Annotated in this window: 5 protein-coding genes; all 5 read right to left on the bottom strand. The window is 50.1% G+C overall.

The features are described from left to right. Nucleotides 1-252: 252 nt before the first annotated feature. The 5 genes from E6072_RS05250 to E6072_RS05230 all read right to left on the bottom strand — a co-directional run bounded on the left by E6072_RS05250 (nt 253) and on the right by E6072_RS05230 (nt 13,178). The gene (locus E6072_RS05250; protein ID WP_316694243.1) at nt 253-6,420 is read right to left on the bottom strand and encodes a Rib/alpha-like domain-containing protein; all 6,168 of its coding nucleotides are present in this window, start codon (nt 6,418-6,420) and stop codon (nt 253-255) included. Between the two features lie 391 nt (nt 6,421-6,811). Further along, nucleotides 6,812-8,413, bottom strand: coding sequence for a hypothetical protein (locus E6072_RS05245; RefSeq protein ID WP_316694241.1), 1,602 nt, complete (start codon nt 8,411-8,413; stop codon nt 6,812-6,814). A 218-nt stretch (nt 8,414-8,631) separates the two neighbouring features. Continuing rightward, nucleotides 8,632-9,945: a hypothetical protein gene (locus E6072_RS05240; protein ID WP_316690566.1), complete on the bottom strand. Its 1,314-nt coding sequence runs from the start codon at nt 9,943-9,945 to the stop codon at nt 8,632-8,634. Nucleotides 9,946-10,434: 489 nt separating this feature from the next. Next, nucleotides 10,435-11,196, bottom strand: a complete 762-nt coding sequence (locus tag E6072_RS05235) for a succinate dehydrogenase/fumarate reductase iron-sulfur subunit (protein ID WP_316690565.1) — start codon at nt 11,194-11,196, stop codon at nt 10,435-10,437. Beyond that, entirely contained in the window at nt 11,193-13,178 is a 1,986-nt protein-coding gene (locus E6072_RS05230) for a fumarate reductase/succinate dehydrogenase flavoprotein subunit (RefSeq protein WP_316690564.1), read from the bottom strand. The genes E6072_RS05235 and E6072_RS05230 overlap by 4 nt, the downstream gene beginning before the upstream one ends. Between the last annotated feature and the right edge of the window lie 13 nt (nt 13,179-13,191).

Below are 13,191 nucleotides of genomic sequence, written 5' to 3'. Positions count from 1 at the left end.
ACACTTGAGCGCAACTTTAAAAAATTATTTCCGAGGACGGGGATGGGGCTTCGCCCGGTATTACCGCTGGGATTTAGCCCGCACTGGAGGCTGGCAAAGAGAGGCTGGCAAGGGCAGAGCAGCAAGTATAAAGGTGGGGTCGGAGATTTATCTCCGACCCCACCTTGAAGTTTAAGCGAACCGCTAATTCTTTTCAGTACTCACAGCTGTTAGCTGCCATGAAAGCTCCGAAAAGAACTGTTTGGTATCGCTTTAACTCTGCCGGCGCCTGGCTGCCAAAGTACCCATACCGGCGATGGTTAATGCCAATGCCAGTAGGGACAATCCCAGGATGGGAGCACCGGTCTTTGGTAGACCCGAACCGGGCACCACATCTTGAGGCTCAACGGCAGCCGACTTGATAGTCACCATGGTTTCCACCTTGGTGCTACCGGGCTTCTTGTCTCCATCAGGCGCAGTGTAGTCAATCGAAATAGTTACCTTTTGACCAGTTACTCTCTCGGTAGGAGTACCACTAATCACGCAAGCGGAGCGTTTTGCGTCCCACTTAATGCTCAAGCCTTTAGGTAGTCCCTCGGCTTTGCAGCTAGTAATCGTGGCTTTACCGGGATTATCTACCGGGACAACCACCGGGTTTAGCGGTTTGTCTTTCTGCCCCTCGATGCTAGGAACTGCCGGGACGCTGGGCGCTAGAGCGCAACCGTTATTATCGACTTCGGCACCTTTCGGGGTGTTAGCACATTTATCCTGGTCGTCATCTATTCCGTCACCGTCAGCATCTTTTGCAGGATCGGTAATGGTAACAGTGGTTTCGCCACTTGCTTTCCCGCCGGGGTGCTCATCGGTCTTATCTTGGGGAGTGTAATCGACAGTAATCGTAACTTTCCCGTCGGTTACCTCTTCAGTGGGGGTACCACTGATTACGCAGGCTTGTTTGCCCTCGTTCCATTCGATAGTCAGACCAGCAGGTAATCCGGTGGCTTGGCAAGCGGTGACCTTGGTTTTACCTGGGTTGGTTACCGGCACATCAACCGGGTCGATGGCTTTACCTTTCTCTCCACTAATCTTAGGAGCGTCCGGCAAGCTAGGAGCCACTGAGCATCCATTCTCGTCTGGCTTGGCATCTTGCGGGGTTCCGGCGCACTTGTCTTTATCGTTGGGAACACCGTCACCGTCATCATCACCTGGTAGGGCAATCATGAACTTGGCAGTCACCTTATCGGTAGTGCCATCCTTATAGGTGACTTTCACCGGAATCTCGGTGTCTCCTTGAACTGGCTTATCCCAGGTAATAATCCCGGTCTTAGCATCAATAGAGACTCCCTCTGGTGCGTCCTCACCTAAGGCGAACTTGGTTCCCTCGGGAGCCGCAGCTTTCTCGTCCTTATCTTTGGTGGTTACCTCATCAAAGAGCGGAGCCGCAGAAACCGCCGGCTTACCTACCTGACCATTAACCTCCGTATAGGAAGGATCCCAACGGTCAGCCAGAGTACAACCGAACTCGTCTACCTTATCTTTATCGGCAGCCGGAGTCCCCGGACATAAATCATCCCCAGCCTGTGGGTTCTCCGGATCAACCGGATCCGGCTTACCGTCACCATCTTTATCGGTACGAACCTTAACGGTCACGGTAGCGTTATCTGCCGAGTTATCCGCATAGTTCACCTTCACCGGAACAGTAATCTCTTCACCGTTCTTAGCGGTATCAGGAATGTTCAACGTAACCTGACCGGTTGTAGCGTCAATGCTTGCCCCTTGGGGAGCATCATCGCCGAGGACGTACCGAGCGGTATCGGGAATGTTCTTGTCTCCCGTTTGCGTGGCTTTAACGCTGTCACCTGGTTTCCCAGTTACTGCCGGGTATGCCGGGTTGTAGCGATCAGCATCAGTCAGGTTGTCTTTGATAGTTACGCTGGTCTTGCCTTGAATATCACCACCGGGGTGGTCGGCAGATTTATCTACCGGTTCAAAGCTGACCGTGACGTTCACGTCCTTACCAGGATCAACTATCTCGGTGGGGGTACCGCTGATTACGCACGCTGTCCCCTCTTTGTTAAGGGCAATGGTTAGCCCCGCAGGCAGCCCCTCGGCTTTGCAAGCAGTAAGTTTGCTCTTTCCGGGGTTATCTACCGGGACAGTAACCGAGGTAATCGGGCTATCCTTTTCACCTACAATCGGGTCAATCTTGCCTACTGTAGGCGGTACCGAGCAGCCGTCCTCGTCTATCTCTGCGCCTTTAGGAGTTCTCGGACACTTGTCCTCGCCAGCAACCGGGTTAGCCGGATCCTTCGGATCAGCAACCCCGTCACCATCATCATCCTTAGCCACATAGACACTACCGCTCTTCTTGACCGTGCCAGCTTCTTTAGCCCCATCAGGATGCTTAAAGCCAACAGTCAAATCCACCTGCTTATCAATACTCTTCGTAGGAGTACCACTAATAACACAAGTAGAAGAGGCCGCATCGAACTTAACGGTCAAACCAATAGCCGTCAGCTCCTCAGCAGAACAAGACAACTCACTAGCCTTACCATCATTAGTAACCTTCACACTCACAGGAGAAATAGCCTTACCAACCATTCCCTTAACCGTGAAATCACCAACAACAGGAACTTTTGCACAACCATTAGCATCAGGCTTCGCGCCCGCAGGAGTACCAGCGCACTTATCAGAAGCGTCCGGGACCCCATCACCATCAGAGTCCTTACTAAGATCAGTAATAGTAGCAGTCGTCTTCACCGGGATACTACCAGCAGGATTACTAGTATCATCACCATCTTGCGGATCATAATTCACATTAATAGTAACCGCTTTGTCCTTAACTTCCTCACTAGGAGTACCACTAACAACACAAGCCTTCTTCTCCGGCGAGTACTTAACACTCAAACCAGCAGGCAAAGAATCAGAACTACAAGTAACAGCAGCCATACCCGGATTATCAACCGGAACCACCACTACCTCGGTAATCTCCTTACCCTTCTGCCCACTAATAGCAGCCGGAGTACCAGCCGTCGGCTTCTCCGAACAACCATTGTTGTCTACCGTTGCGCCCGCAGGAGTACCAGCACACTTATCCTTCGAATCAGGAACAGTATCACCGTCACCATCGGCTTCAGCGCTAATAGTTGCTGTAGCAGTGCCGGTAACATCTCCGCCCTTATGCTGGTCAGTCTTATCAACCGGCTCGAAACCGACTTTAACAGTTACCTCTTTATCCTTGGCCTCCTCACTAGGAGTACCAGTAATCACGCAACCATCTTTTTGCTCATTCAAAGCAATAGCCAAACCAGCCGGCAAACCCTCAGCACTACAAGCAGTCAACTTAGCTTTACCAGGATTATCAACCGGAACATTCACCGGAGAAATTTCCTTACCAACCTGACCAGTAATACCCGGAACCTTACCCACAGAAGGCGCAGCAGAACAACCATCGTTGCCAACCTTCGCACCAGCAGGAGTACCAGCACACTTATCAGAAGCATCCGGAACCCCATCACCATCATCATCGGCAGGTTTGGTAACCGTCACCTTGGACGTATCCAAGGTCTTGTCCCCATCCTTAACAGTAACCGTAATCTCAGTACCAGGCGTAGCACCGGCAGGAATAGAAACCTTGACACTACCATCCTTCTCAACAGAACAGGTCGCACCATTATCAGCAGAACACTTCACCGAATCCGGCAACTCACCATTCTTCTGATCCTTACTCAAGGTCACATCCGTACCGGGATCACCACTACCATCACCCCAAGCCGGGCAACCATTATTAGCAGACGGACCGGCAACATCAGGACACTTATCAGAAGCATCCGGAACCCCATCACCGTCACCATCGGTATCGACTTTCTGAGTAACTTCCAGCTCAACAGTGTCGGTCACGGTGCGGATAACGGCTTTACCGTCAACTTGCTCTTCAACCTGGTATTGCACTTCCAGAGTATGTTTACCGATTGCCGCCTGTTTGGTGACAGTTACCGTCCCGTCTTGTGCGAGAGTTATCCCGTCTACCGCTTTCTGAAGCGTAAAGTCTTTGGCTTTAGCTCCATCTGGCATTCCGGCGACGTTCAAAGTGGTAGTTTGGTCAGCGCTGTTGGCATCCACCGCGAATGTATCTTTTTCAAGCGACAAATCCAGGATCGACAAAGTGTCCTCGAAAGGAATTGTCAATGGCTGGAACTGTTGATCCTTAGCCTCACTGTTATCGGCCTTAATCGTGCCGGTGGCAGTAGCTAAAATGCGTACATCATAGTTACCGGCCTTGGTGGGAGTGCCCACCAGTTTCCAGCCGTCAACCACTCCATCTTTATTGGTGGTGGTTTCAACCTTCAGGCCTTCCGGTAGCGGTTTGCCCTCAGCAGTGGTGAAATTCCACTGGACATCAACTTTCTTCGAGTCAAAAATCGGCAGAGAACCGGTTGCTTTTTCGCCCTCGATTGTGGTCACGTCAGTACCATCCGGATACGGCTTTCCAACCTGTCCCCACGGGAAAGTCGGCTGGTCGGTAACGTAGGCAGTAAACCCGTCAATGCCAATTGGTTGCGAAACCGCGACCCCATCGGGATTAACTTTAGTCATTACCGCAATATAGGTAGTGGTTCCCTTTAAATCACTAGGCACAGTGAAAGGACAATCTGGAATTTGCCCTTTAACATCGGCTGCGGAAAGTTCACATTCTTTTAGAACCTCTCCGACCTGGTTCGTACCGGCGTTGTAATCCGTAGTCCACACAATCTTGTATTTACCGGAAGTAGCTAAAGCCCCTTCGTAAGGCAGTCCCCCGGTATTGGTATGCGCGGTATCCCCTGGTTTCGCCCAGTTAGAGGTGGCGTCATAGGGGGTAACGTCGAAAGTAATCATGTTCGCGCTGATACCAAAATTGGTATTCGTCTGGTTGCTGTAAAGCGTAGTGCCATGGGTATCCCAGCCACCGGAGCTGTTGGGAACCCAGCCACCACCTTGGTTAGCCATATCAACCTGACCCCAACCGGTGAAGTTGTTGTACATATAGGGACCGACCGCTATCGCGCCCTCTGGTACATCCTGTACGGATACGTACAGCCAGTCGCGGTTAATATGCTTCGGGTTTTTCTTGTCCCCAATATGAACAACATGGGTATTAACCCAGGAGCCTTTTTCATAGGTGGGAGCCAGGGTATGCCAACCATATTCGCTGGCTTTATCGTGGTTTACTTCTCCTTCACCCTGAAAACAGGTGTTGTCAGGAGTTACTTTCGAATCGTATCCGCATTTGTCCCAGGATTCACCCCAGGTCCCCCGGAACTGAATCGCATATTCCCCATCGCTATTGGTTTTAGCCCAAGCAGTCTCGGCATACCATTTTTCTGCGCCCTCAGCTTGTATTTGCTCTTTAATCCATTCTTGTAAAGCCGCTTCTTTCTGCCAGTCCCAGCCAGCTCCGCGGACTTTTCCGCTACCATCGGCTTTCATTCCAGCGTTCTTCATTTTTTCGCTCTTCGGAGCATCGCTGTGAATCTTGGCAACCGCGTAATCGGATAGATAGGTGGCTTTCACCACCATATTGGGAGCCGGATTATCACCCTTCTTTGGATCATATCCCAGCCACGCCCCAACGCCCGGAGCTTCCCAGTTAGTACCGGTATCCCGGAAGTTATTCCAGATTACCCGGCCATCTACAGTTCCGCTGGGAGTAGGAGACGTTATTTTTACCCCCTCAGAAGAGCTGTAGCCCTCCTGTCCCTCTTTGAGGTGCATGAAATCGTTTTTAGGCTTTTCTTGATACCAGATTTTAGCGGTTTCGACTACGTTAGGACCGATCCCGATATTAGTTCCCGCTTGGATTTCATAGGTGACCGACTGCGGGTAAATTGAAGCGTTCCCGTAAGTATAGGCGACCGCTAAATCTGGGTAACAAGCGGTGTCCCGACCGTCTCCGAAGAAATCAGTTTTCTGGGGACAGTTATCGGACCAAACCCGCCATTTTTCACCCTCGGGAAGATTGGGGTCAGCATCAAACTTGGCTACTTTACCGTCGGGCATGAGGAACGGCTGCATGGATATGCCCCACTTGCCGTCATCACCAGAGGTAGTGGTATACACCGGGGAGGCAACGTAGGTTTTGCCGTTCTTTTCGTACCATTGCGCATAGACCCGGATACCTTTTAGTGGCTTATATTTACTGATACCGACGATGTTATCCCCATAGGGAACGCCGGTGAGACCCACTATGGAGTCACCTTTCTTGGCCGAACCTGGAGATTCAATTGCCTCGCGGGTGGCAATACCGCCTGGAGCTTTAGCGCCCCCCCCTGCCGGACTATTAGCATCTTCTGCCCAAGCACTTACCCCGTACGACAACCCGGTGATAGCAACCGCGAATCCTGCCAAAGTTGCTAAAACAGAGCGCAGCCACTGGGGAATCCTCTTAAAATGCGTTTTCATATATCCCTCATCAAAACTTTGCTAGTACTGCCCTTCCCCTACGCAAGTTTTCGGGCGAAAACCTGCCGGCAAGAAGAAAAAAAGAGGCAGCCATTTTTCTAACACTTTTATAATACAGCTATGCATTTATCATTTAAAGGCCGTTTTTAGAAAACACTGCTAACTGCCCTGGGGGAACACCCCTAATAGCTGGAGTTTAATTGATTGTTGCAACCTGATCTTTAAGAATCACCACAACCAGTTCATGGCAAAACCGAGGGCACCATAAGCCCTTCACTGCAGGCATCAAGATCAATATCAGCCCAGACAGTGTTGGGGGTTGGCTTCGCGCGCCTGCGCAAAGCCAACCCCCAAACAAGATGCTTTTACCCATTATTTTAGGCATTCGCCCTTATTTCAGGTAGCTGTCGATAACTCCCTCACTGTTGCTAATCGCCAGGAAGGGTTTCGTTTCCTTTTTATCTTTGTAGTACTTAGCGACAAAAGATCCTTCGGGTAGTTTCATTTCCCAAAGCTTGCTGCCATCCTCCCTAAGGTGCGTTAACTGCGTATCGTGATGAACTATAAAACCTGGGGTGGTTAGGAAAGTGTTTAGTCCCCCAGTAGTTTCTTTGGTGTTGATTTCAGCTAAGAGCGCCGGAGCGGGCTTTCCAGTTTTTATATCGTAGACTAGCAGTTTGCTAGCTAGATTTTTCTCTTCGCCTTCCGAATCGGTTCGTTCATTATTAACCCAAACATATCGGTTATTTATAGCTTGTATATAAAGCTTATTAAAACCCTTCAGAGCAGCAATCTGGGTGACTTCTTTCCAAGTCGCCGTGTCGACCACACTCGCTAGCCCCGCATCAACGTTCAGCACAACGGCATACTTTTTATCCGCAGTGAATTGATTAAACCAATAACCGGGCTTTGCTTGATATAACACTTTTCCATCTTTATTAATAAAAACGATGTTCTGACGACCTTGGGCATCCGTGTAAGCAACCATAGTGGCTTTCAAAGCTTCATACTTTGTCCATCCGGTTATGCGTCCTCCTTCGGGAGGGCGGTAACCATTGACATTTGCATAGCCTTTTTCTACCTCGGAACCATCGGATAACTTATATTCGCCTTGAATCTCGCTCAGAGTGAATCCCCAGCCCGCATAAAAGGCTCCCTGTTCATCCTCTTTATAAACACGAACTGTGTCTTTTCCAAACCCCAATGAAAGGTTTCCGTCATAATAGCAACCTTTGTCTATTGTCCAGACCGGATTATCCATCTGCCCTTTCCCCTGGTAAGCAACCAAATCTAGATACTCCGTGCAGGCTACAACCTGACCTTTATCATCAAGATTAACGATGACTGCAGTATCGTTTTGGGCAGTAATGTTTCCATTTTCAGTGGAAAGAACCAAAGATTGATTAGGACTAATTAAAGAATTATTATCATACGTAGTCTCGCCCTCGTTGCGAACCTGAGCTGCAATTAAGACATGCCCTTCGGAACTGAAAATGATCCAAACCTTATCTTTGCCTAGTCCTGAAATTGCGGGAAGCGGATTGTCAATGCGCCAGCGTTCTTTCTGGGTGTTACTGTCCCATAGCCAAATATTCTGGTCATTGATATAAATGATTTCTCCGTTATGTTCCTTGGAAACTACCGCGTCTTTGGCGCCGGCAATGGGAACTATCTTTGGCTGATTTTCCATGCCGGTTAGAACAGAGTCTCCCTGGTTCACAGTGGTATCCCGGAATCCAAACCAGTAGATTCCCCCTCCCACCAGGCATGCCACCAGTAGGATTACTAAAGCAATAATCCCCGGTTTCCGCGATTTTTTATTTTTCGCCGGCTCCGGTGATTCCTGTGCCTCTGGCGACTCGGGTGACTCGGGTGCTCCCGGATCTCCTTCCATAGCCACACCAGCTTTCCCGGTATCAGAGCCTGCCGCGCCCAGCTGCGGCCAGGCGCCCTCTTCCTGCCCGCCTGGCTCTTCTATATTCTCTTCGCTCATTTGATTATTTACCTTTCTTGCTCAAGACAAAGAACACTCAAACATCCTTCCCAGCCATCAGCACTAAACCCAGTTGCCAACGCTGAAGAAAAACTAAAAATAAAAGACTTCCTATTTGTTATTCATTTACCCGCAGGGGCCTCTATATTTTTGGGAGTGCGGTGGGGGTTTGCCCCAGATGAGGCAAACCCCCACGACGCATCATTCTTCAGAATCCTTTACTGCAGATACCTATCTATAACACTCTGGTCATTTGAGATTACTAAGTAAGGCTTCTTCTGGTTTTTGTCCCAATAGGACATGTCAACGCCGCCTCCTTTAGTAATGTCTAGCTGCCACAGTTCTTTACCGTTTTTATCCAAGTGGGTTAGCTTATCTGCGTGACGAAGAATTACCCCTTCGCTGGTTCTAAACATTGTCACTTGCCATTCGGTTTCTTGAGCATTTTCAGCAGACAGCACCTTATCGTTTACCTTGCCAGTCTCAACATCGAAGACAAAAGCTTTACTGACATACCGCTCGACACCTTCCTCAGTTTCTTTGGTACCACTGGCAACACCCCAAGCATATTTATCATCTATCGAGGTAATATCCACATACTCAAAACCTTCTGGGGTTTTAATTTTTGAAACCTCTTCCTTAGTGGAAGGATTAAAAACTATATCAGCTTCCGAATCCCCCCGAAGAGGAGAAAGTAACTGATATTTACCACTATCGCTGGTCAGATAAATAAAATAACCTTCTTTTACCTGACGATCTTGTTCCAACTGCTTTTCTTTTTCTTTAGCCAGTTTGCCTGACCCTTGCTCCGATCCATCACCGAAATCATTCTTTAGTTTCTTTCCATCTGAAAGCCGGTACTCCGCCCTATCTTGGGGTGAACTTCCCTCATCCCCCAAGTCAGATCTATTGTCATTGTCAACTGTGACGGTGGTTTCACTATAACCAAGAGTTGCCCCCTCCGGACAAGCGCCACTCTTAGTCCAGGCGGGAGTGTCCATTTTACCTACTCCCTTAAATACGACTAGGTCACCCTTATTTAAGCATCCAAAGACTTGACCTTTGAAATTCATCAAAAGATGAGTCGATGCTTGCGGTAAATCATTTTTTTGCCCGGTGACTTTCCCGTCCTTCGTCGATAACGCTAAATAACTGCTAACGTCAGATTCATCGCCATAGATAGAAGCCGTAATTAATGCATACCCGCTTTCATTAGTTTCAGCAAAAACATCTGGATGTGAATCTGCAAAATATTCTTTTGGCAAGGGATTATCTACCCGCCAACGTTCATTTTGAGCATTCAAGTCCCATAGCCAAATTTCTTTAGCATTAAAATAGAGTACTTCACCTTGATGCTCGCTGGAGGCTAAAGCACCTTCAGCGGCCGCTATGGGAACAATTTTTGGTTTGTTTTTCATTCCCGTTAAAACAGTATTTGGTCCCTCATCTTTACTGTCAACAGCGGCAGGCGATTCCCGGAATCCAAACCAGTAGATTCCCCCTCCCACCAGGCACACTACAAGTAGTGCCACTAGGGCAATAATCCATGGTTTTCGCGATTTTTTATTTTCTGGAATTCCAGCTGAAGCCTCATTGCTATCTGCTGGCTGCGCTTGCTTACCCGCCTCCGGCGGGAGGCTATTTACGGAGGGGGGGGGACGGATTCCCGATTTTCCTCACTCATTGCTTGTTTTCCTTTCCTGTTACTACCAGAAACAATCCCGATATTTATGCTCATCAGATGCAGTCACCAGACTAGAAGCACCAGTTATCTGGATTGTTATAAAAAGAGTTTATCCTGAATTTATTATGAATTTATCTTGAATGGACTTAATCGAGACAGTGCCACCCTGCCACCTAGTTTCGGACACTAACTGCCTTCAAAAATTCTGGCCGCTTCCTTGTCAACCTCGTTGTTACCCCCAGCTGGCAGCGCACATAGGGAAAGCGGGCTCGGAGATTTTTCTCCGAGCCCGCCTTGGCCATGCAAAAGAACGGCTATTTAACTGTTAACTGCAGATTTAAACTCCAGATAGAACAGCCTTGCCAAGCTGCCGGTTTAGCACTGCGATAAAGTCCAGTGGAATCTGCTTGGGGCACACCGCCGAGCATTCACCAAAGTTGGTGCATCCACCGAATCCTTCAGCACCCATCCGGTTAAGCATCTGCGTAACTCGCCGCAGATTCTCCGGTTTACCTTGCGGCAAAAGACCCAGGTGAGTCACTTTCGCAGCGGTAAATAGCATTGCCGAACCGTTCGGGCAGGCAGCCACGCATGCTCCACAACCGATACAGGCCGCAGCCTCGAAAGCTCGATCCGCATCTTTCTTGGGAACCGGAGTGGAATGTGCATCCGGAGCGGCACCGGTATTAACCGAAATGTATCCGCCCGCCTGAATAATCCGATCCAGGGCATTCCGGTTAACCACCAGATCCTTAATGATCGGGAAGGCCTTTGAGCGCCAAGGCTCAATGGTAATAGTGTCCCCATCCTTGAAGGAACGCATATGCAGCTGGCAGGTAGTGGCGTTATCCTTCGGATCCGGGGAATGGTTTCCATGCGGAACCCCGTTAATCACCAGACCACACATACCGCAAATTCCCTCGCGGCAGTCCGAGTCAAAGGCAACCGGCTCTTCCCCGCGAGCAAATAGATCCTCGTTGAGGATATCCAGCATTTCCAGGAAAGAGGAATCCTCGCTAACTCCGTGGAGCTGATATTCGTGGATAGCTCCCTCGGCATCTGGGCCAGCCTGACGCCAGATTCGCAAAGTGATGTTCACTTGTAGCTCCTTGTCTTGACCTCGATATTGTTGTAAATCAGATCCTCCTTGTGCAGGACAGGGGGCTGATCCTCACCTTTCCATTCCCAAGCGGCTACATACATGAAGTTTTCATCGTCACGCATAGCCTCTCCTTCCGGAGTTTGATGTTCTTCCCGGAAGTGACCGCCGCAGGATTCTTCACGATGCAACGCATCGATACACATCAGCTCGCCCAGCTCTAGGAAGTCAGCCAAGCGACCGGCGCGTTCTAGCGACTGGTTCATCTCGCCGCTCTTCTTGCCCGGGATCCGTACATTGGTCCAGAACTCTTTACGCAGTTCGCGAATCATGCCGATAGCTTTCTGCAGCCCCTCGCGGGTACGGGACATGCCGCAGTACTCCCACATAATGTGGCCGAGTTCCTTGTGGATAGAGTCCACCGAGCGAGTGCCCTCAATCGCCATCAAGCGGTCAATACGCTCTTGCGCCTGGGCTTTGGCAGCCACCACATCCGGATGATCGTGCGGAAGATCTTCCCAATCCAAGGTATGAGCCAGGTAGTCATTTACCGTGTTCGGCAACACGAAATAACCATCAGATAGTCCCTGCATCAAAGCAGAGGCACCCAAGCGGTTAGCGCCGTGATCAGAGAAGTTAGCTTCCCCGCCCACGTACAGACCCGGGATAGTGGTCTCTAAGTCATAGTCAACCCAAACCCCGCCCATGGTGTAGTGCACTGCCGGGTAAATCCGCATCGGAACCTCATAAGGATCGTCATCGGTAATCCGCTTATACATATCGAACAAGTTGCCGTACTTGGCAGATACGGCTTCCTTGCCCATACGTTCAATCGCATCCGCGAAATCCAAGTAAACGCCGCGAGCGACACCGTCAATCTCCGGTCCTACCCCGCGACCCTCATCGCACATATTCTTGGCTTGTCGTGAAGCAATATCACGGGGAACCAAGTTACCGAAAGAGGGATAGATACGCTCTAAGTAGTAGTCGCGATCTTCTTCCGGGATCTCCCGCGGGTCTTTCTTGCAATCCTCTTTCTTCTTGGGAACCCAAATACGTCCATCGTTACGCAAAGATTCACTCATCAAAGTGAGTTTAGATTGCTGATCACCATGCTGCGGAATACAAGTCGGGTGAATCTGGGTGTAGCAAGGGTTAGCAAAATAAGCACCCTTACGGTGAGCACGCCAAGCAGCAGTACCATTACACCCCATAGCGTTGGTGGACAAGAAGAAAACATTCCCATAGCCACCGGTCGCCAAAATAACAATCGAGGCAGTGAAAGTTTCCAGTTCACCAGTTTCCATATCGCGAGCCACAATCCCGCGCGCCCGACCGTCCGAAACGATAAGTTCCACCATTTCATGACGGGAGTGAGAAACCACGGTTCCCGCGTTGACCTGACGCTGCAGCGCCTGATAGGCGCCGATCAGCAGCTGCTGACCCGTCTGACCCCGCGCATAGAAAGTACGAGAAACCTGCACCCCACCGAAAGAACGGTTATCTAGCAGGCCGCCGTATTCGCGGGCAAAAGGCACGCCCTGCGCTACACACTGGTCAATAATATTGGCAGACACCTCCGCGAGCCGGTAAACGTTAGTTTCCCGAGCGCGGTAGTCCCCACCCTTAACCGTGTCATAGAACAGGCGGTAGTCAGAGTCGTTGTCATTGCGATAATTCTTCGCCGCGTTAATCCCGCCTTGAGCCGCAATCGAGTGTGCCCGACGAGCAGAGTCTTGGTAGAAGAAGGCATCGACGTGGTAGCCCATTTCGCCTAGCGAAGCCGCAGCGGCGCCCCCTGCCAGGCCGGTGCCCACCACGATCACTTTGATTTTACGACGGTTAGCCGGGTTAACCAGCGCCGCATTAAACTGGCGCTGCTTCCAGCATTTTTCAATCGGCACCTCGAGCGGTGCCTTCTGGTCAGCAATCGGTTCACCGACAGTGTAGAGACCGTCGACTAGGTTTTGTTGTTCAGTCATCTTACGCATCCTT

Origin of the sequence: Varibaculum cambriense, assembly GCF_032557235.1 — a bacterium.
Taxonomy (GTDB): domain Bacteria; phylum Actinomycetota; class Actinomycetes; order Actinomycetales; family Actinomycetaceae; genus Varibaculum; species Varibaculum cambriense_C.
Note: the sequence above shows the minus strand (reverse complement) of the source record. Positions and strands in the feature narration are given on the sequence as shown.